The sequence below is a fragment of the Streptomyces adelaidensis genome (assembly GCF_016598475.1).
Lineage (GTDB): Bacteria > Actinomycetota > Actinomycetes > Streptomycetales > Streptomycetaceae > Streptomyces > Streptomyces adelaidensis.
In genome coordinates this window covers 166057-190276 of sequence record NZ_JAEMUX010000005.1, presented here as the reverse complement: position 1 = coordinate 190276, position 24220 = coordinate 166057, and the positions used below count along the sequence as shown (strand labels likewise).

Sequence of the window (24220 nt, the reverse complement as noted above, 5' to 3'; positions counted from 1 at the left end):
GCCGTCGAATCAGCTCCCCCTGCGATGGCGAAACGATTGGTCTCCTACTCATCGAGCCGGTTCGACTTGGGTCACGGCAGCTCTCCACCGCCGAACCACCCCTTCCTTGCACCCCCACGAACGCCGGGGAGGCTTTATTGCGACGCAGGAAAAGGCGCATCGTCGACCAACCGCAGACACGGGCCGACGCCGAGGGACTGATCACCTGGGACGTCTCGCCGGACTTGACCCTCTTCGACGCTGCCGGGGCTTCCTCATGCTGTTGTCAACCGGGCTGGCCACCGAGCCGCACCTGACGGTAAGGCAAGCCCATAAGAAGCGTTGACACCCGTGCGGGTTGCTCCTACCTTCACTTCCACGCGAACCGGTTCGACAGGCAGCACCTGCCTGGACTTGTTCCTTACTCGAACCGGTTCGATCATCACACCAAGGAGCCCCGTGAACATCGGTGAGATCGCCAAGCGGGCCGGTGTCTCGCGGAGCACCGTGTCGTACGCGCTGAGCGCGAAGCGCCCCGTGTCCGAGGACACCCGCCGGAAGATCCAGCGGGTCGTCGACGAGCTGGGCTACCAGCCCAACGCGAGCGCGCGGGCCCTGGCCAACGGCCGGACCAACACCATCGGTCTGGTCTTCCCGCCGGCCGGTAACCACTACACCGGCATGCAACTGGACTTCATCGGCAGCGTCACCGAGGCCGCCGCGGCCTACGACTACGACGTGCTGCTTTCTCCGAGCGGTATGGACAGCGACCGCTCGTTCCAGCGGCTGCTGGGCGAACGCCGGGTCGACGGCGCGATCCTGATGGAGATCAGGCTGGAGGACGACCGGCTCGACCACCTCACCGCGGTGGGTTTCCCCTCCGTCGCCATCGGCCGCACCGCCCACCCGGAGGGCAGCTGGTGGGTGGGCCTGGACCACACGGCGCTCGCGGCGGCCTGTGTGCACCACCTCGCGGACCTGGGCCACCGCAGGATCGCCTTCGTCAACCGGCCCGGGCAGCTCCTGCGAGCCGGGTACGAGTCAGCACACCGGGGTCTGGAGGGGTTCACCAAGGCGGCGGCGGAACGCGGGCTCACCGTGCGGACGTACTGCAGCGGGGACGACGCCGCCTCGGGCCTGGCCTGTCTGGAACGGATCCTGCACGAGGACCCCGCCACCACGGCCCTGGTCACCTTGAACGAGGCCGCGCTCGGCGGGATCTACCGGGGGCTGGCCCAGGCGGGCCGCCATGTGCCACGCGACTTCTCGGTCACCGGGGTGGTAGCGAGCCGGTGGGCGGAGACGGTGACTCCGCAGCTCACCGCAGCGGACGTGCCGGCGGAGGAGATGGGCCGTCTCGCCGTCGAGCTGCTCGTCAAGCGGCTCGACCACCCCGATACACCGGCCCGGTATCACCTGCTCGCACCGCCGATCTCGTTGCGAGCGAGCACCGCACCCGCCGGCATCACGCCCGCCGACCCCGCTCCGGACCCTGGCGCCCCCACGAACCCCTGACCGTCACCCCGCACACTCCCCCTCACCCCGCACCCCATACCAGCCGACTGCTCAACCACCGCCCGAGGCGGCGAGCCAGTGTCCCCGGGTCACCACTCCTTGGGCACGCCTGTGCCGATCCAGGGCACGCCTGTGCCGAACACCATGGGAACGCGCAATGAACAAATCTGCCAGACGGCGTCTCACCGCCGCAGTCCTGACCGTCGTCGCCGACACCGCCGTCGTCGGCACCGCCTGTTCCTCCGGCTCGGGCAGCACCGACGCCGAAAGCGCGGGCAGCGGCACGTACACCATCTGGGACCCCTACCCGCAGTTCGACAAGGCGTCGGCGTGGGCGAAGCTGCTGGACGTCTGCGGCGAGGGTGCCGGGGTGAAGATCAAGCGGACGGCGTTCGACACCCGCGACCTGACGAACAAGGCCCTGCTGGCCGCCCAGCAGGGCAACTCCCCGGACGTTGCTCATCGTCGACAACCCGGTGGTGTCGACCCTGGCGGGCGTGCTCACCACCACCGACGAGAACAAGGTGGACACCTCGAAGGTGGACTCCAACCTGCTCGCGGCCGGCGAGGTGAAGGGCAAGTTCTACGGCACACCGATCGGCGCCAACACCCTCGCCCTCCACTACAACAAGAAGGTCCTCAAGTCCGCAGGCGTGGGCATCGCCTCGGTCACGGACTGGACGTCACTGACCGCGGCGCCGAAAAAGGTCGACAAGGCGGGGAAGAAGGGCATCACGTTTTCGGCGATCGGCACGGCGGAGGGCAGCTTCCAGTTCCTGCCCTGGTTCTGGGGCTCGGGCGCGAAACTGACCGACCTCGACTCGTCCGAGGGGGTCTCGGCGCTGTCACTGCGGACCGGCTGGCTGAAGAAGGACTATGCGCCCAACTCGGTCATCAACAACACCCAGACCACCAGTTGGCAGGAGTTCGCGAGCGGCGACTACGCGTTCGCCGAGAACGGCACCTGGCAGTTGGCGAACGCCGAGAAGGCGGGCTTCGACTACGGCGTCCTGCCCGTCCCCAACTCCACCGGAGGGGACGCCGCTCCCCCGACCGGCGGCGAGTTCGTCACTCTCCCGGCCCAGGACGAGACCGGCCGCTACACCACCTCCCCGAAGCTGGCGGCCTGCCTGACCAGCACTCCCGAACCTCTACGACACCGACACCACCCTGTCCTGCATCGCCCCCACCAGCGAGGTGCAGGACAAGCAGGTGGCGGCGAACCCCAAACTGCAGCCCTGGGTCGACGCGGTGAAGGCGGCCAAGGGACGCACCAGCGACGACCTGGGTACCGAGTACCCCAAGATCTCCGAGCAGATGTGGAAGGCGATCCAGTCCGCCCTCAGCGGCGCCGAGTCCCCGAAGTACGCCCTGGCCGCAGCCAAGTCCGCCGCCAAGTAGCCAGAAAGCCCATGGACTTCTGATGAACCACACGACAAAGCTGTCGGCTCCCGGGCCTCTGCGCGAGCGGGGCGGGGTGGCGAACGCCGCCCCGATCCGGTCACGCGCCAGGAAACGGCGTCGGCCCTCCTCCCCCCAGTGGGCCGCCTGGGGCTTCCTCGCCCCGGTCATCTGCTACCTCGTCCTCTTCTACGCCTATCCGCTCTACCGCAACCTCGACCTGAGCCTGCGCGACTACACCGTCCGTTCCTTCGTTCAGGGTGACGCGCCCTTCACGGGCCTGGCCAATTACCGGACGGTCTTCGAGGACCCGGCCTTCGCCCCGGCGCTGGCCCACACCGTGGTGTTCACCGCCGTGTGCCTGGTCTTCCAGTTCGCCATCGGGCTGGCGCTCGCGGTCTTCTTCAACCAGAACTTCCGGCTCTCGGCGACCCTGCGCGCCCTGTTCCTGGTGCCGTGGCTGCTGCCGCTGATCGTGTCGGCGTCCACGTGGTCGTGGATGCTCAACAGTGACTCCGGGATCGTCAACGCTGTGCTGCAGGCCGTCGGTATCGGGCCGGTGAACTGGCTGACCTCGCCGTCCTGGTCGCTGACCTCGGTGATCATCGCGAACATCTGGATCGGTGTTCCGTTCAACCTGGTCGTGCTCTACAGCGGGCTGCAGTCCATCCCGGCGAGCCTGTACGAGGCGGCGGCCCTCGACGGGGCGAACGCCTGGCAGCGCTTCTGGCGCATCACCTTCCCGCTGCTGCGCCCGGTGTCCGCGATCACGCTGCTGCTGGGTCTGGTCTACACGCTCAAGGTCTTCGACATCATCTGGATCATGACCAAGGGCGGCCCGGCCGGCTCGTCCACCACCTTCGCCACCTGGTCCTACCAGCTCGGTTTCGGCAATCTCCTGCCCGCCTTCGGCCCCGGCGCGGCCGTCGGCAACCTGCTCGTCGTCGCCGCCCTGGTCTTCGGTCTGGTCTACGTCAGAGTTCAGCGAAAGCAGGACGCCTCATGACCACCGCGGCCACACTCCTAGCCACCCCGTCGCGACCACACCGGCGACGGACCACCTGGTGGAAGACGGCCGTGGGCCTCGCCCTGACGGCGGTCATGCTCTTCCCGGTCTACTGGATGCTCAACGTGTCCTTCACCCCCGGCCAGGACATGCGCAAGAGCCCGCCGGACCTGTTCCCCGCCCACGCCACCCTGGCCGGCTACCGGGCCGTCCTCGACGAGCAGTTGCCCTACCTCGGCACCAGCCTGCTCATCGCCCTGGGCACCGTCGTGCTGACCGTGGCGCTGGCCGCGCCCGCCGGTTACGCGCTGGCCAAACTGCGCCCGCGCGGTGGCGGCGTCCTGAGCTTCGTGCTGCTGGCCGCCCAGATGATCCCCGGCATCATCATGGCGATGGGCTTCTACGCCATCTGCCTCCAGCTCGGCCTGCTCCAGTCCGTTCCCGGCCTGATCGTCGCCGACTCCACCCTGGCCGTCCCCTTCGCCGTCCTCATCTTCACCGCGTTCATGTCCGGCATCCCCGGCGAACTGCTCCAGGCCGCGAGGACCGACGGCGCCGGGCCGCTGCGCACCTTCTGGTCGATCGTCCTGCCGATGAGCCGCAACGCCGTCGTCACGGTGTCCCTGTTCGCGTTCCTGTGGTCCTGGTCCGACTTCGTCTTCGCCAGCACCCTGGTCAACGGCGGCGCCCACGAGCCGATCACTCTCGGCATCTACCACTACATCGGCAACAACAACCAGGAGTGGAACGCCATCATGGCCACCGCCGTCGTGGCCTCGCTGCCGGCCGCGGTCATCCTCGTCCTCGCCCAGCGCTACGTCGCCGCCGGCGTGACCGCCGGAGCCGTCAAGGACTGACATCAGGCCGCCCCGCATGCGGTGGCGCTCTCCACGAGCCGCCGCGCGAGCATCAGCGCCCCAACCGGCAGACCGCCGACCACCCGCTCAAGAAATGAGTGCCGACTTCATGACCGCCGCCCGATCCGGCCCGGCCTTCTCCGTCCACGACATCCCGTTCAGCACGTACGGATCCTGGTTCGGTATCTCGCCCGTGGTGGCGGAGAAGACGTATGCCGAGGACCTCCACCTCGTCTCGCACCAGAACGGCATGCACGCCGTCCTGCGCCTGGTGCCCCTCGACGCGCCGACGGGGGACCGCGCCGAGACCCGCGTCGAGGCGACCCCGGCCCTGCTCAGCTGGACCGGCGAGAGCGGCCGCGTCGACCTCGTCTACGAGTCGCCGGACACCGTACGCCTGCGGGGGAGCGGGCTGAGCCTGCGCGTCGCTGCCGCCGCGCAGGTCCTGACACCGTTCAGCGGAACGTACTTCTTCCACGACCCGGCAGCGGACGCCCACGTGTTCACCTCCTACGAGACCGGACACCGTTACCGGGTCACCGTGCTGTCCGGCACCATCGCCGAGGTGTCCGGTTCCCAGGTACTGGGCAGCGGTGACCGCGGTCTCACGGTCAGCGCCGAGGCGGACGGATCGTGGGAGGCCGTGGTCGAGGAACTCGACACCTCCCGCACGCCCTACCGCTCGTCGGCGGAGTTCGGCGAGGTCGTGGAGGCCGCGCGGCAGTCGTTCGCCGGGTTCGCCGACACGGTCGCCCCGTGGCGCTCGGCCGGCACCCCGGCGGCCGAACTCGCCGCCTACGTCGTCTGGTCGGCGACCGTACGCCCGGCGGGCCTGGTCACCCGGCCCGCGGTGCTGATGTCGAAACACTGGATGGACAAGGTCTGGAGCTGGGACCACTGCTTCAACGCCCTCGCCCTGGCCCCCGGATGCCCGGAACTGGCCCTGGACCAGTTCGCCCTGCCCTTCGACCATCAGGACGACGGCGGCGCCCTGCCGGACTCGGTCACCCACTCCGAGGTCCTGTACAACTTCGTCAAGCCACCCATCCACGGCTGGGCCTTCGGCCGCCTGCGCCGCCGACTGCCGACGCCTCCCAGCCACGCCGAACTGGCGGGGGCCTACGACGGACTGACGCGCTGGACCGACTTCTGGCTCACCGCACGGCGAGCCCCCGGCGCCGAACTGGCGCACTACCAGCACGGCAACGACAGCGGCTGGGACAACGCCACCACCTTCGACCCCGAACGGGTGGCCGTCACCGCCGACCTGGCCGCCTTCCTCGTCCTGCAACTGCGCGAACTCGCCTGTCTCGCAACGGAGTTGCGAAAGCCGGACGAGGCGCACCGGTGGACGCGAGCAGCCGAGGAGACCCAGGCCGCGCTACTCGACCAGCTCTGGACCGGCGACAGGTTCGTCTCCCGCGGAGCCGCCACCGGGAACACCTGGAGCAGCGCCGGCCTTCTCGACCTGATGCCCATCGTGCTGGGCGAACACCTGCCCGGCGACGTCAGCAGCGCGCTGGCCGACCACATCGAGGCCCACCTCACGCCGTACGGCCTGGCCACCGAACTGACCACCTCACCGCACTACCTTCCCGACGGCTACTGGCGCGGCCCGGTCTGGGCCCCCGCCACCGTCCTCATCGAGGACGGCCTGCGCCGCGCCGGCCACCACCGGCTGGCCAACGAGATCAGCGCCCGCTTCCGCGCCCTGTGCGAGACCTCCGGCTTCGCCGAGAACTTCGACGCCCTGACCGGCCAGGGCCTGCGCGACCGCGCCTACACCTGGACCGCCAGCAGCTATCTCCTGCTGGCAGAAGCCCACCACCACCGCCACGCGGACGCCCAGGCCCACGCCACCGTCGCCTGACCCTCGGGCGACCACCCACCCACACGTCCGGCACGGGGGCCGGCGCAGCACCAACCAGCCATATCCCTGAAGGGACGTAAGCACATGCCAGGAATCGGGCAAAGACGCTCGACCACAGGACGCCTTCTCCACGGCATCACCAAGACGCTCCTCCCGCTGGCCGTCATAGCTGGCCTCACCACCGCGATGGTGACGCCCGCCTCGGCCGCCACTCCCACCCTCACCGTCGACCTGGGCACCACCACCGGAGCCTTCCACGGCGGTGCCTCCGGGGTGCTGTACGGCCTGTACGGCCCCGACGTACCGACCAACAACCTCATCGAGGGAATGGGGCTGAAAACCACCAACACCAAGTACCAGGACGGACAGCAGCACCCCGGATCGGACGCCCTGGAGATCGCCAAGCCCTTCGTCGACAGCGGCGGCGACGACATCATGATCTACATGACGGACGTGTACCGCACGTTCAGCTACGAACGGGCCAGCTACTCCGCCTACCAGGCGGCCATGAAGACCCAGGTCGAGCAGGCGATGGCCAGCCCCTACAAGGATCACATCGTCTTCGTCCCCTACAACGAGCCCGACGGTATGTGGTACCAGGGCATGCGCACCCAGTCATCGCCGCTGGCCAACTTCAACGCCGAGTGGCTCCAGACGTACAACTTCATCAAGGGCATCTGGCCCGAGGCGCGGCTGGCCGGCCCCAACCTCTCCAGCTACACCGAGTTCGCCTACAAGGGCTTCCTCACCTACTGCAAGGCCAACAACTGCCTGCCGGACGTCGTGACCTGGCACACCCTGGGCAGCCCGGCGGACGTGCGCAGCACCGTCGACAACTACCGTGCGGCCGAGACCGCGGTGGGAATCCCCTCGCACCTGCCGATCAATCTCAACGAGTACGCCGACCGCTACTACCTGACCGACCCCGGCAAGATGGTGCAGTGGATCGCGGCCCTCGAGGACAAGAAGGTCGACGGCAACCTGCCGTACTGGAACATCAACGGCAATCTCGGCGACTCCGCCGCGGCCCAGAACACCCCCAACGCCCAGTGGTGGCTCTACAACTGGTACAGCTCCATGAGCGGCGACACCGTCCAGGTCACCGGCGCCGAGTCCAATGCCGCGTTCACCCTCCAGGGCCTGGCGAGTCTGGACACGGCCAAGAAGCAGGCCCGCGTCATCCTCGCCGGGGGCGGCACCAGCGGTGACTCCAACACCGTCATCAAGAACATCGACCCCGCGGTCTTCGGCAGCACCGTGCACGTCAGCGTGTTCCAGGACCGCTACAGCGGCTACATCGGCGCGGCGGCCACCCCCACCCGGCTCTCCGACGCCGACGTCGCCGTGGGCTCCGACGGCTCGATCACCCTCCCCATCACCCTCGACGCGATGTCCGCCTACCAGGTGATCGTCTCCCCGGGCGGCACCGGCAGCACCACCGCCTCCGACAACACCTGGTCGGCCACGTACGAGGCCGAGAACGCCACGCTCAGCGGCAGCGGCTACAACATCAACACCGAAGGCACCTCCAGCACGCTCTACAAGTTCGCCACCTCGGGCAACAAGGACGTCGGAGGCCTGCGCACCGACTCGACCACGGTGATCTCCTTCCCCGTCTCCGTCCCCACCACCGGCGACTACGACCTGTCGGTGTTCGGCAACAGCTACGCCAAGGACGCCGACGTCAAGGGCCCGACCAACGTGTACATGCGGGTCGACGGCGGCGCCTCGACCAGGATCGACATTCCCGTGGCCTTCCAGTGGGTGGTGTGGGGGCACAGCGACACCACCGTGCACCTCACCTCGGGCAGCCACACCATCACCCTGGCCACCACCGGCGACAACGACGCGAAGACCGTCGGCGACGCCATCGTCGACAAGATCGACCTCCAGTACAAGGACGCCGACGTCCAGGGCACCACGCTCTACGAGGCCGAGCAGGCCAACCTCTCCGACAGCGGCACCACCACCTACACATCCCAGGGCCAGTCCGGCGCGGGCGCGGTGAACCTCACCTCGGGCAAGTCCGCCACGTTCTGGGTCTACTCCGCACGGGACGGATACGCGGACCTGACGGCCCGCTACCGCAACACCGGCCAGGCCGACCTCACCGTCAACGGCAAGACCGCCGACGACCAGACCCTCTCCGGCGCGACGACCGACGCATGGTCCACCTCCGCCAACCGCGTCTACCTCAAGGGCGGCATCAACAAGGTCAAGGTGACCGGCACCAGCGGCACCCTCGCCCTGGACCGCCTGGCCGTCGCCCCGTTCAGCGCCACCTCCGCCGTCACCACCGATAACGTCGTCACCTACCAGGCCGAGAACGGCACCCTCACCGGCACCGCGGCCGCCGACACCACCTACAGCCAGGCCAACGGCGGCGTCGTCACCGGCATCGGCAACGGAACCGCCAACTCCCTCACCCTCAACGTCAACGCACCCTCAGCCGGCACCTACGCCATGACCATGCGCTACGCCAACGCCGAGGAACTGCCCTCCAACCACTACAACCCCGACCTGTACGCCGAGCACGCCGACGTCAGCGTCAACGGCGGCGATGCCACCCGCGTCAACTTCGCCAGCACCCTGCACTGGAACCAATTCCACAACTACACGGTCCCCGTCACCCTCACCAAGGGCACCAACACCGTCAAGTTCACCGCCTCACAGCTCTACAACTACGACGGCACCACCATCGGGCTGGTCTACTCCGGCGGCGGCACCGACATCGGGCAGCCCATGCGCTCCAGCTCCGCGCCCCACCTCGACCAGGTCTCCTTCGCACCCGCGAGCCTGCACATCGGCGCCTCGACCGGCTTCTCCTCCACAGCCGTCGCCCAGCACAGCGGGCTCTGCCTCGAAGACCCCGCCAAGTCCACCGCCAACGGCACCCAGTACCAGCAGAACACCTGCGGAAGCAGCCAGGAGCAGATCTACGACTTCCACCCCGTCACCGGCACGACCGACACCTACACCGTCGTCAACCACTCCAGCGGCAAGTGCCTCGACATCTCCGCGCTCTCCACCGCCAACGGGGCCGCCGTCCAGCAGTGGACCTGCCACGGCGGCACCAACCAGCGGTTCAAGCTGGCGGCGGTGACCGCACTCGGTAACAGCCACGACTACCAGCTCGTCGCCGCGCACAGCGGCAAGTGCGTCGACGTCAGCAACATCTCCACCACACCCGGCGCGCTCATCCACCAATGGCCATGTGACGCGGCAAGCGCACTGACCACCAAGAAGAACCAGGTCTGGCGCCTCCTCGGCAAGGACTGACAGCCGACAGCTCCCGCGAACACCCCACACGTCCGGCCGTAGGCCCCGCTGCCGACGGCCGGCCGTGTTTCGCCAGGCTGCTGGGAGGGCTCCATGTCCGGAACACGCGCCAACGAGATCGACCACACGGATCTCGCGACGCCTCATCAAGATCTCCACCGACCACGAAACTCCCCACCGAACTGGCCAAGAGCTAGCTGTGTTCGGGCCGCGTCCGCTGCTCGACCTGCACGCCAACGTGCCGATGCTCGTGATCAATGGTGCCGACGACGTTCACGTTCCCCGGCACGACACGCTCGTCTTCGTCGGCCGCGGGGACACGGAAGTCCACCTGCTTCCGGACGCCGGACACCGTGCCGATACCAAGCCGCCTCACATACAGCAGCTGATGTTCGAATGGATCGACCGTCACCAGCTGCCGACCGACCGCGGCTGATCCGCGCCGCCCTGCCTCGCTTTTGGAGCAGCGCGACCGCTCTCGCCCTCGACGATCAGGTGCGCAGGTGCTGGCGGCCTCGCGCTCGAGAAGGTCATTACCGACGGGCCGGCCACGGCGAGGGCGTCGGCAGCGCGTCGGGCCACGCTCACAGGCGATCGGTGATCCGTGTCTGAAGCCCGTCGTGAACTGCCCGCAGTCCGAAGACGAGACTATGGCGGGACGTCGCGGTGAGGCGTTGTCACGTTGTTGGCTGTGTGACTGCCTGACGGCGCGTCGGGCCATGGTGGGCTTGGGAGCCGGGCCTGTGGTCAGGCCGTGGTGGGCCGGTCGGCAGCGCCGGTGATCTGGTCCCAGATCGCGAAGCGGATGCTCATCTCGGCTCGGTAGTCGTGTGCGGGCATCAGGTGACGGCGGGCCGGAAGTGGGGTGAGATGCCGCTGAACGCGGACAGGAACCGCTGGGCCCCGCCCACGGAGCGGGAAGCCTTTCAGAGGGCGTTCACGTAGGTATGTTCCGAAAAATAGCTTTCGTCGCTGATCTGCTTTGTGTTGCTTTGGCCAAGATGTTAGCTTCGTTAGCTCCTGCTGTGCGGGCCCCGCCGTCCGTTTCGCTCGCTTCTGCCATCGGGATTCCGTCTGATGGGCTGACATCCAGCGCACTGCGGTTCTACGACGACTCCGGGCTGCTGCGTCCTGCCGAGGTCGACCCGGTGTCGGGCTACCGCTACTACACCGCCGACCAGGTGGGGCGGGCGACGGCGCTGCGTCGGCTTCGTGAGATCGCGATGCCGCTCACCGCCGTGGAAGCGGTCCTCGACGGCGAGCCCGTCGAGGCGGCCCGGTTGATCGACGAGCACGTCGCCAGGGTGCTCGGGGATGCGGTGGCGGCGCAGCGCAAGGCCGTTCTCGTGAAGTCGTCCCTCGCCGACGAGCCGAGTCTGCCGATCGCCACGCTGAAGGGGCCCGTGCCGGCCGACGCGGTCGAGCAGATCCTGACCGCGACCGCGCGTGAGCCGGACATGCCGGTGCTCGGTGGTCTGCGCATCGAGGCGACGCCGGAAGCTGTCACTCTCACCGCGACCGACCGATATCGGCTCTCCACACGGACGTTGGTCCCGTCCGAGCCGCCGACGGCGACGTGGGCGGCCACGGTCAGCGGTGATGAACTGCGGGCCGTGGTCCCCGAGATTCGCCGCAGCGCGCTGGTCCGCGTCGAAGCGACCCCGCACGGAATCCGGCTGCGCCTGGCGGACCGGGAGGACCAGCACTGCCGGTCGCTCACGGAGGAGTTCCCCGACCACCGGCTGATGCTCGCGTCGCTGCCCGAAGTCAGCACCCGCGTGACGCTCCCGAAGCATCGGCTCCTGCGCGTCCTGGAGGAACACTTCGGCGATCGGATCGCGCTGCGAGCTCCCGGTCACGGCACACACATCCTGGTGGCTGGTGACGAGCATCCCGAGGTGCGGCTTCCGGCCACCGTGACGGGCCGGGCCCTCGACATCTGGTTCGAGCTGACGACGCTCTATCCAGCCGTCAGCACCGCCATCGGGCCCGACGTGATGCTCGACCTGAGGGGCCCCGACCGGCCCGTCACGATCCGCTCCGCCGACCGCGGCGATCTCACGACACTGGCGATGCCCGTCAAGTCCGGCCGACCCCTCAAGCCCAGCCAACCCGTCGATCCCAGCAAGCCCGACCGATCCTCCTGAGCAGAAGGACGAGGAACACCGCCATGACCGCCACCCCCACCAGCTCCGACCCGACCATGGAAGCGATCGGCCGAGCCGTCGTCGAGGGCCGGGCCGGCGACACCGCCTCCGCCCGCCGGAAGCTGATGGACCTGTGGTCCGCGATCGGTGTCACCGGCGACCCTCTGCACCGCTGCACCCTCGCGCACTACCTGGCCGACCTCCACGACGACCCCGCACAGGCCCTGATCTGGGACGTCCGGGCGCTGGACGCCGCCGAAGCCATGACCGACCAGCGCGTTCAGGAGCACCACGCCGGCCTGCACATCGCCGGCTTCTACCCGTCCCTGCACCTCAATCTCGCCGACAACTTCCGCCGGCTCGCTGCCTTCGACGCGGCCACCGAGCACATCCACGCGGCCAAGGAACATGCCCCGAACCTCTCCCAGGACGCTTACGGCGACCTGCTCCGTACCGCCATCGAGCAGGTGGCCGAGGCCATCGGCCGACGGGACACGGCCCGGCGAACCTCCGCGCCCGGTAGCAGCACCCCCGTGTGACGCACGACCGGACGCCGCGGTCCGGGACCTCGCGAGAACGCTCAGTGCTCGTGCGGCTCGTGCTCCTCGTACCCCGGAATCGTCCCCTCCGTCTTACGCACGAGGAACAGCCCGACCATGCCCATGTCGGAGTGGCTCTGCACATGGCAGTGGTACATCCAGGCCCCCGCTCCGACACCCTCCCCGGCGATGACCTGGAAGCCGAAGGAGTCCGCGGGGCCGACGATCTTGTTGTCGATGACCTGGCTGGGGTCGTCGGGCCCGGTGAGCTGCCCGGTGCGGTTGTCGGCCCAGCGATGACCGTGCAGATGGAAGGTGTGGTAGTACTCGCCGTGGGTGATGACGGCGAACTCGACACGATCGCCCACGGTCGCGTCGAAGTTCGGGCCGGAGTGAGCGGGCTTGTTGTTGATGAGCATGTCGTTGAAGACGACGGTGACGGTCTTGTCGGGGAGGACGTCACCCTTGCGACGGACGATCACCGGACCGTAGAGCCCCTTGCGGATGCCACCCGTGCCGTGCTCCGTGCCGACGACATGGTCGTGGTAGTGCCAGTAACCGGCGCTGCCCGCGCGCCAGGTGCCGTCCTTGCGGGCGCCGGGGGCGTGCGTGCGCCAGGTGTAGGTGCGGGTGCCGCCGGGCTCGACATCGCTCTTGTTCAGCTTGGTGCCGTCACTGGAGGTCTCGTAGTCGAGGCCGTGGACATGCAGGCTCGCCGCCACATCCATCGTGTTCTCGAACTCGATGTGCAGCGTGTCGCCCTCGTCGAGTTCGATCAGCGGGCCCGGGATCGAGGCCTTGCCCTTCTCGAGGCCGTAGCCCATCTGCCCGTCGGGCAGCTTCTCGGCGTACAGCTTGATGTGCCTGACCACGCCGCCGGCCGGGGCCGTCCTCACCAGCTCGTCGGCGCCCGCGGCCTGAGGGGCACTCACCACCTCGGAGGTCAGCGACAACGATGTCGCGACGGCCGCGCCCCCCAGCAGCACCCGCCGGTTGAACCCGCGTCTGTCCATGCGGAACTCCCCACCCTGATAAGGATCTTGACTCAGCCGCACCTGTGATCAATCTGTGCGACGGTAGCGGCACCACGGCTGTTTATCCACACCAAGGACAAAGTTCGTGCCATTGCGGTCATAGGTATTGGCGAGCCGGGCAAAGGGGTCTAGCTTCCTTTGCGCTGTTGCTGTGACCGAGGAGGTGCCCATGTACTTACGAGGGTTGAGCGACGCGAGAAGACGGACCTGGGCGGCCACTTTGACCGCCTCCGTCGTCACCGCGGGGCTCCTGTCGGGCCCCGCGGCCCACGCGCGCCCGGCGCCGGAGCCACTGCTGACAACGATGTCGATCAAGTCCCCGCCGGGCGGCACCGGTCCGCAGGTGCTGATCTTCCACGGCTCCGCGGCGGCCGGCGACGAGTCGCCCGCCGTGAACGCGGGGATCGAGGCGATCGAACGGATCGGGCTGTCCGGGCCCGCCGCCGAACGGTTCGGGGTCGCCGCCACCGACGACGCCTCGGTCTTCACCGACGAGACCCGGCTGAGCGGCTTCAACGCCGTGGTCCTCCTCACCGGCGGCGGTGACGTTCTCGATCCCGAGCAGGAGGCGGGGCTTGAGGCCTATATGGAGGCGGGCGGCGGCTTCGTCGGCGTCCATGACGCGGCCCGCGCCGAGCCGTACTCGGACTGGTTCACCGGGCTGATCGGCGCCCGACCGGCCGCGTCCAGCCCGACCGCCGTGCAACGTGCGACCGTCGAGGTCGGTGACCGGGTCCATCCGGCCACCAAGGACCTGCCCGTGCAGTGGAAGCGGCCCGACAAGTGGTTCAACTGGACGAAGAACCCGTCCGGCGCCGTGCACACCGTGGCCCGGGTCCGCGAGTCGACATACCAGCCGGGTACGGGTGCCAACGGCTGGGACCATCCGGTGAGTTGGTGCCGTGACTACGACGGCGGCCGTTCCTTCTACACGGGCATGGGCGGCACCGTGGCCGCGTACGACGAGACGGACTTCCGTACGCATCTGCGCGGGGCGCTGTTGTGGACGTCCCGCCTCGCGCGGGCCGACTGCAAGGCGACGATCGACGCCAACTACAAGGCGGAGCGGCTGACCCAGCCCAACCAGCCGGGGCAGAACGACCAGATCGGCGAACCGCACGGCCTGGTCACGGCGCCTGACGGGCGGATCCTCTACATCGGCCGGGGCGGCGCCGACTCGTCCCAGCCCGTGGTCACCGACTGGAACAACCCGGACATCGGCAAGGGCAAGGGCGAAGTCCACGTCTACGACCCGAGGACCAAGAAGGTCACCCTCGCGGGCGCGCTCACCGTCTTCGGCAACAAGGGTGGCGGCGACGAACTCATCAAGGTCGAAGAGGGCCTGCTGGGCATAGAGTTGGACCCCTCCTTCCAGCAGAACGGATGGGTGTACCTGCATTACACGCCCCACTCGCGGATCAACCGCGACACCCGGATGGCCGAACGCCGGGTCTCCCGCTTCACCCTCGACCTCGCCACCGACAAGCTGGACCTGGGCAGCGAGAAGGTGCTGCTCAAGTGGCCGGTGCAGATCCACAGTTGCTGCCACGCGGGCGGCGGGATGACCTGGGACTCCAAGGGCAACCTGTACATCGCGACCGGCGACAACAACTCCAGTGGCTTCAGCGACGGTTACTCCGGAAACAACCCGCAGCCCAACTACAAGGGCGTCTCGTTCGCCGACGCGCGCCGCACGGCCGGCAACACCAACAACCTCAACGGCAAGATCCTGCGCATCCACCCGCAGCCCGACGGCACGTACACCCTTCCCGACGGCAACCTCTTCACCGGCGAGGAGAGCGACGAGGGGGGCGGCAAGACACGCGGCGAGATCTATGTGATGGGGGTCAGGAACCCGGCGCGGATCTTCGTCGACCAGAAGACGGACGTCCTCTACGCGGGCTGGGTCGGCCCGGACGCGAGCGCGCCGTCGACGACCTGGGGCCCGGCGAAGTACGACACGTTCGCCGCCATCACCGAGGCGGGCAACCGGGGCTGGCCGTACTGCATGGGCAACAAACAGCCCTACCGGGACCGCAATCTGCCGGACCCGTCGACGCCGCTCGGCTGGTACGACTGCGACCGGCCGAAGAACGAGTCCCCGAACAACGACGGGCTCGTCAACCTGCCGCCGGTGACCGGCAACAACATCTGGTACTCGCCGCAAGGCGGCGGCCCGGACTTCCCGCGGGACGCCAACGGCATCCCCTCGTACAAGAACGAGGAGGCCACCTATCTCCTGCCGTGGCTGAAGGGCGGCGGGCAGGCCACGATGAACGGGCCGGTCTACCGGTACGACGCGGCCGTCACCGCCGCCGGTCGGTGGCCCGCGTACTGGGACGGCAAGTGGTTCGTCGGCGACTTCTACGACGCCGACCAGCCGCGTCACGCGGTGCTCACCGACCCGAGGAACCAGGGCAGCGGCGGACTCCCGATCCACGCGGAGTCGCTGAAGAAGATCGTGCCCGTCGGGGCCAACGGCATCCGCAACCTCATGGACTGGAAGTTCGGGCCGGACGGCGCGCTGTACGTCCTCGACTACGGGCGCGGCTTCTTCACCTCGGACGCCAAGTCGGCGCTGTGGCGCGTCACCTACACGGGCGGCGGCCCCACTCCGGCCGCCGACGAGCTGGCGAGGAAGGCGGAGTGATGCGCGAAAGACGCTTGTGGGCGGCCTTGTTGGCGGCCCTGCTGATGATGCTCGGGCTCACGTCCACGCCCGCGTCCGGCCGTACGGAGGAGCCGCAGGACCAGGCCGCCGCCGCCCAGGTGCTCACCTGGACCGCCGGCGACGACATCACCAAGTACACGACCGCCCCGCAGACCACGGTGGCGGGCCCGACCACCCTCGTCTTCGAGAACAGCGCGGCGACCGGCAACACCATGGGCATGCCGCACACGTTGACGTTCGACGTCTCCGACCCGGAGTACAACAACGACGTCCCGCTCAACATCCTGGCCAACCCCAGCGACGACCAGGGCGGCAAGCACACGGCCGAGGTCACGCTCACCCCCGGCCGCTACCGCTACTACTGCACGATCCCCGGCCACGGCCAGATGCAGGGCATCCTCGTGGTGACCGAGGGCACCGGCGAGGACACCACCGCGCCGGAGACGGCGTCCGAGGTCATCGGGACGAAGAACTCCCAGGGCGCGTACGTCGGTTCGGCGTCCGTGTCGGTGAGCGCGACCGACACGGGCGGCTCGGGTGTCGAGCGGATCGAGTACGCGATCGGTGACACCGGCGCCTGGCTGCCGTACACCACGCCCGTGGTGATCGACCAGGTCGGCGCGCACAAGGTCCGCTACCGGGCGGTGGACAAGGCGGGCAACACGGCGGCCGAGAAGAGCGTCGAGTTCAGCGTCGTGGCACCGCCGACGGACGACACGACGGCGCCGGAGACCTCGGCGACGGTGGCCGGTGAACGGAATCCGCAGGGCGACTACGTCTCCATGGCAACGGTCACCGTCTCCGCGTCGGACACCGGCTCGGGGGTCAACACCATGGAGTACGCGCTCGGTGACTCGGGGGCCTGGCAGCCGTACACCGCGCCCGTGATGGTGCACGAGGTAGACACCCACACGGTGCGGTACCGGGCGACGGACAAGGCGGGGAACGTCTCGGCGGAGAAGAGCGTCGGGTTCACCGTCGTCGCACCGCCCGCCGACGACACGACACCCCCGGTGACGGGCGTGACCGTCGAGGGCGACCGGAACTCCGCCGGCGCGTACCTCAACGGCGCGAAGGTCACGGTCAGCGCCACGGACCACGGCGGTTCGGGCGTCGCAGCGATCGAGTACTCCCTCGACGGTGGCGCCTATCTTGCCTACTCCGCACCCGTGTTGGTGGACCGTGCGGGCACGCACACCGTCACGTACCGGGCGAGCGACATGGCGGGCAACACCGCCGCGGCCCGGTCCGTCAGCTTTACGGTCGTCTCCGGCGGCGGGGTTCCCGCGCCCAACTGCGCGGAGTACGACGAGCGGTTGACGGTCTTCGTCGGCACGGTCGACTCGGGGGTGCCGAACCGGGTCACCAACAACCGGTGCCGCATCAACGAGTTGATCGAGGACGAGAAGGAGTGGACGTCCCACGCGCTGTTCCTCAAGCACGTGAAGTCGGTCCTCGACGGGCTGCTGCGGGAAGGGGTCGTCGACCAGCGCGAGTACGACGCCGTGCAGGAGGCGGCCGGGGAGTCCGGCATCGGCAAGCCCGGACAGACGGAGGGCTACCGGACGATCCTCGACGGCACGGCGGATTCGTTCGCCAAGTGGCAGCAGGTGGGCGGTGGTTCGTTCGGGCTGAACGCCGACGGCTCGATCACCTCCGGTACGGCGAAGGCCGGGCTCGGCATGCTGTGGTTCCCCGAGCGGAAGTACGGCGACTTCTCGCTGCGCCTGCAGTGGCGTGACGACGCGCCCGGCACGTCGAACGCCAACTCCGGGGTCTTCGTACGCTTCCCCTGGGTCCAGGAGCACCCCGAGGAGGCGCGACCGGAGTGGGTGGCCATCAAGTACGGCCATGAGGTGCAGGTCCTCGACCGGCCCGACGGCGACATGTACAAGACGGGCTCGGTCTACGGCTTCGACCGGGTGGGGCTCGCCGGTGCGGGCGTCACCCAGAAGGGCACCTGGAACGACTACGAGATCCGGGTGGTCGACCAGCACTACTCGGTGTACCGCAACGGTGTCCTGATCAACGAGTTCGACAACACCGGCGGCCAGGAATTCACCCCGCCCCGCTCGGACGACCCGGGCACGGACGGGCGACGGTTCGCCTCCGGTTACCTCGGACTCCAGGTGCACGGCACGACGGATGTCGTCTCCTACCGGGACATCCGGATCAAGGAGCTGTAAGGGACTCCAGGGGCCGATTCGGCCCGGCCCGTTGTCAGTGGCGTACGGCATGCTGTGATCAGTGGCTGCCGTACGCCACTGATGCGACGGGGAGGCTTTGTGCTCACGGGGATCGACGACGTCGAATGGGCGTCGATGGGGCATGCGTACACCGAGTCGGCGACCGATGTGCCGGACCTGCTGCGGGGCCTGGCGTCGGACGACCCAGCCGAGCGGGACATCGCGCTGGACGGAATGTACGGGGCGGTGCACCACCAGGGGGATGTGTACGACAGCACGGTCGCGTGCATTCCGTTCCTCTTCGAGCTGACGGCGATGGAGGGCCTCGCCGACCGGGCCGCGATCGTGCATCTGCTGTGCAGCATCGCGGGTGAGGAGGAGCCCGACCCTGAGGAGATCGGCGGCCTCTTCGAGGACGAGGAGGAGGACGCGGCGTTCGTCCGGCCGTTCCTGGACGCCTGGACGGGGGTCCGTGAGCGCGCCGACGCCTTCCTCCGGCTGCTCGCCGATCCGGACGCCGAGGTGCGCGCGGCGGCGGCCGAGGCGCTGGCGCATGTGCACCCGGATCCGGTGCGGGTCTTCGGGGTGCTGCGCGACCGGCTGTCCAGGGAGCGGGATTCGGGGGCGCTGTGCGCGTTGGCCGGGGCAATCGGCACGCTGGGCGTCCGGCACGCGGAGTCGATGGGGGCCGAGGCGGGTCCGGTGCTGCGTGAGCTGGTGATGTCCGGTGACTCGGGCCCCGAGGTACGGCTGGCCGGACTGGCCCGGCTGGCCAGCTGCGCCCCGGAGTCCCTGCCCCATGACACCGCTGAGATCGCCCTCGCCGTCATGCGGCTCGCGTACGAGCGGAAGGCGTCGGGTGCGCCTGCGACCGAGCCGGAGCCGGAGCGTCCGCGGACGAACACGATGGTGTCGTATCTGCGCGAGCTGAAGGCCGGGCACGACGCGAGCATCGACGCCGACGTCGCCGACGACCTCCTCACCGAGTTGCACCACGCGCTCGGCGACCGGGCGGACCTGCGGTACGCCCTGCTCCTCGGGCAGTTGCGAAGCCCCGACCGGGGGCAGCGTATGGCGGCGGTGAGGATGGCCGGGGCCCTGATGACGGGGTGGCGGGTGCCGGACGAGGAGCCGTTGATCGCGCTCGCCCAGCAGTTGCGCGATCCCGAACTGCGCCTGAACAAGGCGGTGTTGCACGAGCTGCGGTATCTCGCCCCGATCGCGCGCGTGGTGGCCGACGACGTGGCCGCGTACGTCGAGGGGTGGGCGGACAGCGGACGCAGAGAGGGCGACACCGGCTTGGGGTGGAGCGCCACAGCCCTCGGCAAGGCCGCCGAGGTGCTCACGCTCCAGGGCGACGAGCGGATCGTGAACGCCCTGAAGTCCATCCTGGGCCGGCTCGATCCCCCGGAGGACATCGTGCGATGGCTGGCCGCGTTCGGACCGGAGGCTGGCCCCGAGCTGGGCCCGGTGCTGCACGAGCGTCTCGCCGGCCTCGACCCCGCCGACCGGAGCGTCACCCTGCACCGAATCCTCGACGGCATCGGCGTCCTCACCCCTCTCGACTCCCTGCCCTTCGTCCTCACCCTGCTCCGGGCGAGCCACACCGACGAGGCGACCCAGCGGCACGCGCTCAAGGCGCTGGCCCGGTACGGCCCGGCCGCGGCAGAAGCCACCCCGCTGCTCAGGGAGTTGGTCACGGACGCAGCCCTCTCGGACCTCAACCGGCTGGAGGCCGCGGCAGCCCTCTGGGCGGTGACCGGCGACGCCGAGGCCGTGCTTCCCGCACTGCGCGCCGGCCTGAAGTCCGACGGCTGGTACGACCGCCATCTCGCCGTACGGCTGATCGGTTCCCTCGGCCCGGCGGCCGGTCCCCTGATCCCGGATCTACGCGCCGGCGAACGAGGCGTCGAGGAGGCGATCGCGCTGTGGAAGGTGACCGGTGAAGCCGACGAGGCGCTACCGACATTCCTCCGCCGATGGACCGCCGACCCCACGGCCCGTCCGAAGATCGCCGCCTGTCTGGCCGAGATGGGCACAGCGGCGGCACCCGCGCTCCCCCTCGTACGGGCGGAGCTGGCATCGCCCCGCCGCCATCGCACCGACAACTCGTCCATGACCGCCGGCGCGAGCGTGAACATGCGTGGTGACGTCACCTCGGACGAGGAGCTGCTGAGAGACTGCCGTCGAATAGTGGCCGAGCCAGGAGCCGTATCGGACTGAGACTGAGCTCGCCGTTCAGGGGCGCGGGGAACCGCACGGCCGGGCCCCACGCACCTGCGGACAGCCGACGAGGCAACCCCTGCCTCCGGGCAGGGCACTCACGCCTTCTTGGCCCTGCTCGGCTGCACCCGCTTCGGCTCCCCAGGCATCTTGGGATACTCCGGCGGATACGGCAGGTCACCGAGCCCATGGTCGTGTTCGTCCCGCGCGGCCAACTCCAACAGCGCCTCCAGGGAGTACGCGTGGTCGTCCATGTCGGCGTGGACATCACCGACCTCCGCGAAGCGCGACGGCATCGTCCCCAGGTCGAAGTCGCGCGGCACGGCGACACCCACCTCGTTCCAGGTGAGGGGCGCGGAGACGGGCGCGTGCGGGCGGGGCCGTACGGAGTAGGCGGAGGCGATGGTGCGGTCGCGGGCTGTCTGGTTGTAGTCGACGAAGATCTTCTCGCCCCGTTCCTCCTTCCACCAGGCGGTGGTCACCTGGTCCGGCATCCGGCGCTCCAGTTCGCGGGCGACGGCGATGGCCGACCGGCGCACCTGGGTGAAGGTCCAGTCGGGCCGGATCGGCACGAAGACGTGCAGGCCGCGTCCGCCGGAGGTCTTGGGCCAGCCGCGCAGGTCGCCGTAGTCGTGGAGGACGGAGCGGAGTTCGTGGGCGGCGCGGACCGCGTCGGCGTAGTCGGTGCCGGGTTGCGGGTCGAGGTCGATCCGGAGTTCGTCGGGGCGGTCGACGTCGTCGCGGCGGACGGGCCACGGGTGGAAGGTGAGGGTGCCGAACTGCGCGGCCCACACCACGGCGGCGACCTCGGTGGGGCACATCTCGTCGGCGCTGCGGCCGCTGGGGAAGGTGATGTGGGCGGTGGGGATCCAGTCGGGCATGTTCTTGGGTGCCCGCTTCTGGAAGAAGTTCTCGCCCGTCACCCCGTCCGGGTAGCGCTCCAGCGTGGTGGGCCGGTCGCGCAGGGCCCGCAGGATGCCGGGGCCGACGGCGATGTAGTACTGGGCGAGGTCCAGCTTGGTGAAGCCGCGCTGCGGGAAGAAGATCTTGCCGGGGCTGGACAGCCGTACCGTCCGGCCCGCCGCCTCCAGTTCCACCGCTTCGCCCATGCGAGCCACGGTAAGCGGAACGGATGGATGACGCATACCGGGCGAATCGGGCTGTTGGGCCGCAGAATCGTAGGCATGGATCTTCCGGTGATGCCGCCTGTGAAACCGATGCTCGCCAAGTCCGTGGCGAAGATCCCGTCTGATATGCACTACGAGGCGAAGTGGGACGGGTTCCGGGCGATCGTGTTCCGCGACGGGGCCGAGGTGGAGCTCGGCAGCCGTACGGGGAAGACGCTGACCAGGTACTTTCCCGAGCTGGCGACGGCGCTGCGGGAGCGGTTGCCGGAGCGCTGTGTGGTGGACGGCGAGATCGTGATCGTGCGGGAGGGGCGGCTGGACTTCGACGCGCTCACCGAGCGCATCCACCCCGCGGACTCCCGCGTCCGGATGCTGGCGGAGACGACCCCGGCCTCCTTCATCGCGTTCGACCTGCTCGCCCTGAACGACGAGTCACTGCTCGACGTCCCCCTGACCGACCGGCGCGCCCTCCTTGAGCTGGCCCTGTCCGAGGTCACGGCCCCGGTGCATCTCGCTCCCTCGACCACGGACCGCGAGCTGGCGGAGCAGTGGTTCGAGCAGTACGAGGGGGCGGGCCTGGACGGGGTGATCGCCAAGCCGCTCACTCTGCTGTACCGGCAGGATGAACGCGCCATGTTCAAGATCAAGCACGAGCGCACGGCGGACGTGGTGGTCGCCGGGTACCGCCTCCACAAGAGCGGGCCGATCGTCGGTTCCCTGCTGCTCGGCCTGTACGACGACGGCGGCACCCTCCAGCACGTGGGCGTGAGTGCCGCGTTCCCCATGAAGCGGCGTGCGGAGCTGGTGGAGGAGCTGGAGCCGCTGCGGATGGCGGATGCCGGGGAGCACCCCTGGGCCGCCTGGTCCGACGAGGCGGCGCACGAGACGGCCCGGCTGCCGGGCGCGCCGAGCCGCTGGTCGACGAAGAAGGACTTCTCCTGGGTGCCGCTGCGGCCCGAGCGGGTCGCGGAGGTGGCGTACGACCACATGGAGAACGGCGTCCGCTTCCGTCACACGGCCCGCTTCCGTCGCTGGCGCCCCGACCGCAACGCCGAGAGCTGCACCTACGCCCAGCTGGAGGAGCCGGTGAACTACGACCTGGCGGAGATCCTCGGGCCCGGCTCCTAAAAGGACAGAGATGCTCGGGCCCGGATCATGAGGGTCAGGGCTCCATCAGCACCTTCACCGCCCCGTCCTCCTTGCGCTGGAACATCTCGTACGCGTGCGGTGCCTCGCCGAGCGGCAGGCGGTGCGTGGCGAAGGAGTCGACGCCCAGGACGTCGTCCTCCGTGAGGAGGGGCAGGATGTCGTCGACCCAGGTACGGACGTTGGCCTGGCCCATGCGGAGCCGGATCTGCTTGTCGAACATGGTGAGCAGCGGCAGCGGGTCGACCTTGCCGCCGTAGACGCCGGAGAGGGAGATGGTGCCGCCGCGTCGTACGAGGTCGATGGCCGTGTAGAGGGCGGCCAGCCGGTCCACGCTGAGGCGTTCCGCGAAGCGGGCGCCGATCGCCCGGGGCAGTAGTCCGGCCGCGTTCTGGGCGAGCCGGGCGGCCGCGCTGCCATGGGCCTCGGTGCCGACGGCGTCGATCACCGAGTCGGGGCCGCGTCCTGCGGTCCGGTCCTGGACCGCGGTGACGAGGTCCTTCTCGTTGTCGAAGTCCCGGAGGTCGAACGTCTCGACGCCCCGGTCGCGCGCCCGGCGGAGCCGCTCGGGAACCAGGTCGACCCCGAACACCTGCTCGGCCCCGCGCTGCTGGGCCACCCGGCAGGCCATGTCCCCGATGGGGCCGAGACCGAGCACGGCGACGCTGCCGCCGGGCGGGACGTGCGCGTACTCGACGGCCTGCCAGGCGGTGGGGAGTACGTCGGAGAGATAGAGGAACCGGTCGTCGGGCGGGCCTTCCGGCACCTTGATCGGCCCGAACTGGGCCTGCGGGACGCGCAGGTACTCGGCCTGAGCGCCCGGGACCGCGCCGTACAGGCGGGTGTAGCCGAAGAGGGCCGCGCCCATGCCCTCACCGGTGCACTGGGTGGTCTCGCACTGGGTGGGCAGCCCGGTCAGGCACATCCAGCAATCGCCGCAGGCGATCTGGAACGGCACGACGACCCGGTCCCCGACCGCGAGATCCGGCACCCCGGCGCCGACCTCCTCGACGATGCCCATGGGCTCGTGGCCGAGGATGTCGCCCGGCGTCATGAAGGGCGTAAGCACCTCGTACAGATGCAGGTCGGAGCCGCACAACCCGGTCGAGGTGATCCGGACGATCGCGTCCGTCGGCTCCTGGATCACCGGATCGGGCACGGTCTCCACGCGTACGTCCCGCTTGCCCTGCCATGTCACTGCCTTCATCGCGCCCACGCTCCGTCCTCGTCTCGGCCTGCG

Annotated in this window: 16 protein-coding genes and 2 pseudogenes; 13 read left to right on the top strand and 5 right to left on the bottom strand. The window is 69.3% G+C overall.

Annotated features, from left to right (window positions below; genetic code table 11):
* Positions 1-438 precede the first annotated feature (438 nt).
* From I8N67_RS04575 to I8N67_RS04545, 7 genes and pseudogenes are all read left to right on the top strand, one after another.
* Positions 439-1494, top strand: a complete 1056-nt coding sequence (locus I8N67_RS04575; RefSeq protein ID WP_200301253.1) for a LacI family DNA-binding transcriptional regulator — start codon at positions 439-441, stop codon at positions 1492-1494.
* A gap of 157 nt (positions 1495-1651) precedes the next feature.
* A pseudogene (locus I8N67_RS04570) lies at positions 1652-2895 on the top strand (sugar ABC transporter substrate-binding protein).
* A 22-nt stretch (positions 2896-2917) separates the two neighbouring features.
* On the top strand, positions 2918-3901 hold the full coding sequence (locus I8N67_RS04565) for a carbohydrate ABC transporter permease (protein ID WP_200301252.1): 984 nt from the start codon (positions 2918-2920) through the stop codon (positions 3899-3901).
* Positions 3898-4758, top strand: a complete 861-nt coding sequence (locus I8N67_RS04560) for a carbohydrate ABC transporter permease (protein WP_200301251.1) — start codon at positions 3898-3900, stop codon at positions 4756-4758. Before I8N67_RS04565 ends, I8N67_RS04560 begins: the two co-directional genes overlap by 4 nt.
* 109 nt (positions 4759-4867) lie before the next feature.
* On the top strand, positions 4868-6628 hold the full coding sequence (locus tag I8N67_RS04555) for an MGH1-like glycoside hydrolase domain-containing protein (RefSeq protein ID WP_200301250.1): 1761 nt from the start codon (positions 4868-4870) through the stop codon (positions 6626-6628).
* An 84-nt stretch (positions 6629-6712) separates the two neighbouring features.
* A complete protein-coding gene (locus tag I8N67_RS43725) occupies positions 6713-9907 on the top strand; it encodes an RICIN domain-containing protein (protein ID WP_200301249.1) in 3195 nt (1064 codons plus the stop codon).
* Between the two features lie 199 nt (positions 9908-10106).
* Positions 10107-10343, top strand: coding sequence for an alpha/beta hydrolase family protein (locus I8N67_RS04545; protein WP_200301248.1), 237 nt, complete (start codon positions 10107-10109; stop codon positions 10341-10343).
* A 311-nt stretch (positions 10344-10654) separates the two neighbouring features.
* On the opposite strand, the pseudogene I8N67_RS04540 reads toward I8N67_RS04545, so the two are convergent.
* Positions 10655-10858, bottom strand: a pseudogene (locus tag I8N67_RS04540) (IS6 family transposase); the annotation flags it as partial.
* Positions 10859-10932: 74 nt separating this feature from the next.
* Here I8N67_RS04540 and I8N67_RS04535 point away from each other — a divergent pair.
* Entirely contained in the window at positions 10933-12054 is a 1122-nt protein-coding gene (locus I8N67_RS04535) for a DNA polymerase III subunit beta family protein (RefSeq protein WP_307835151.1), read from the top strand.
* A 23-nt stretch (positions 12055-12077) separates the two neighbouring features.
* Positions 12078-12593 (top strand): hypothetical protein, encoded by a 516-nt coding sequence (locus I8N67_RS04530; RefSeq protein ID WP_200301246.1) that lies wholly within the window; start codon positions 12078-12080, stop codon positions 12591-12593.
* 41 nt (positions 12594-12634) lie between these two features.
* Here the strand turns inward: I8N67_RS04530 and I8N67_RS04525 are convergent, their stop codons facing one another.
* Both I8N67_RS04525 and I8N67_RS04520 read right to left on the bottom strand, forming a co-directional pair.
* Positions 12635-13606, bottom strand: a complete 972-nt coding sequence (locus I8N67_RS04525; RefSeq protein ID WP_200301245.1) for a multicopper oxidase domain-containing protein — start codon at positions 13604-13606, stop codon at positions 12635-12637.
* Between the two features lie 48 nt (positions 13607-13654).
* Entirely contained in the window at positions 13655-13867 is a 213-nt protein-coding gene (locus tag I8N67_RS04520; RefSeq protein ID WP_200301273.1) for a hypothetical protein, read from the bottom strand.
* Here I8N67_RS04520 and I8N67_RS04515 point away from each other — a divergent pair.
* The 3 genes from I8N67_RS04515 (at position 13797) to I8N67_RS43720 (ending at position 20707) form a co-directional block, all read left to right on the top strand.
* Positions 13797-16277 (top strand): ThuA domain-containing protein, encoded by a 2481-nt coding sequence (locus tag I8N67_RS04515; RefSeq protein WP_200301244.1) that lies wholly within the window; start codon positions 13797-13799, stop codon positions 16275-16277. The two genes, I8N67_RS04520 and I8N67_RS04515, sit on opposite strands and share 71 nt — an antisense overlap.
* Positions 16277-18484, top strand: coding sequence for an OmpL47-type beta-barrel domain-containing protein (locus I8N67_RS04510; protein ID WP_200301243.1), 2208 nt, complete (start codon positions 16277-16279; stop codon positions 18482-18484). Before I8N67_RS04515 ends, I8N67_RS04510 begins: the two co-directional genes overlap by 1 nt.
* A 99-nt stretch (positions 18485-18583) precedes the next feature.
* Positions 18584-20707, top strand: a complete 2124-nt coding sequence (locus I8N67_RS43720; RefSeq protein ID WP_200301242.1) for a HEAT repeat domain-containing protein — start codon at positions 18584-18586, stop codon at positions 20705-20707.
* Between the two features lie 98 nt (positions 20708-20805).
* On the opposite strand, the gene ligD is transcribed toward I8N67_RS43720, so the two are convergent.
* Entirely contained in the window at positions 20806-21816 is a 1011-nt protein-coding gene (gene ligD, locus I8N67_RS04500) for a non-homologous end-joining DNA ligase (RefSeq protein WP_200301241.1), read from the bottom strand.
* A 75-nt stretch (positions 21817-21891) separates the two neighbouring features.
* Between ligD and I8N67_RS04495 the strand changes: the two genes are divergently transcribed.
* Entirely contained in the window at positions 21892-22962 is a 1071-nt protein-coding gene (locus I8N67_RS04495; RefSeq protein ID WP_200301240.1) for an ATP-dependent DNA ligase, read from the top strand.
* 34 nt (positions 22963-22996) lie between these two features.
* Here I8N67_RS04495 and I8N67_RS04490 read toward each other — a convergent pair whose 3' ends face one another.
* Positions 22997-24187 (bottom strand): zinc-dependent alcohol dehydrogenase, encoded by a 1191-nt coding sequence (locus I8N67_RS04490; protein ID WP_200301239.1) that lies wholly within the window; start codon positions 24185-24187, stop codon positions 22997-22999.
* Between the last annotated feature and the right edge of the window lie 33 nt (positions 24188-24220).

Coding starts and splice junctions, on each gene's coding strand:
- I8N67_RS04565 (WP_200301252.1), top strand. CDS start 2,918: ATGAACCACACGACAAAGCTGTCGGCTCCCGGGCCTCTGCGCGAGCGG.
- I8N67_RS04560 (WP_200301251.1), top strand. CDS start 3,898: ATGACCACCGCGGCCACACTCCTAGCCACCCCGTCGCGACCACACCGG.
- I8N67_RS04555 (WP_200301250.1), top strand. CDS start 4,868: ATGACCGCCGCCCGATCCGGCCCGGCCTTCTCCGTCCACGACATCCCG.
- I8N67_RS43725 (WP_200301249.1), top strand. CDS start 6,713: ATGCCAGGAATCGGGCAAAGACGCTCGACCACAGGACGCCTTCTCCAC.
- I8N67_RS04530 (WP_200301246.1), top strand. CDS start 12,078: ATGACCGCCACCCCCACCAGCTCCGACCCGACCATGGAAGCGATCGGC.
- I8N67_RS04525 (WP_200301245.1), bottom strand. CDS start 13,606: ATGGACAGACGCGGGTTCAACCGGCGGGTGCTGCTGGGGGGCGCGGCC.
- I8N67_RS04515 (WP_200301244.1), top strand. CDS start 13,797: ATGTACTTACGAGGGTTGAGCGACGCGAGAAGACGGACCTGGGCGGCC.
- I8N67_RS04510 (WP_200301243.1), top strand. CDS start 16,277: ATGCGCGAAAGACGCTTGTGGGCGGCCTTGTTGGCGGCCCTGCTGATG.
- ligD (WP_200301241.1), bottom strand. CDS start 21,816: ATGGGCGAAGCGGTGGAACTGGAGGCGGCGGGCCGGACGGTACGGCTG.
- I8N67_RS04495 (WP_200301240.1), top strand. CDS start 21,892: ATGGATCTTCCGGTGATGCCGCCTGTGAAACCGATGCTCGCCAAGTCC.
- I8N67_RS04490 (WP_200301239.1), bottom strand. CDS start 24,187: ATGAAGGCAGTGACATGGCAGGGCAAGCGGGACGTACGCGTGGAGACC.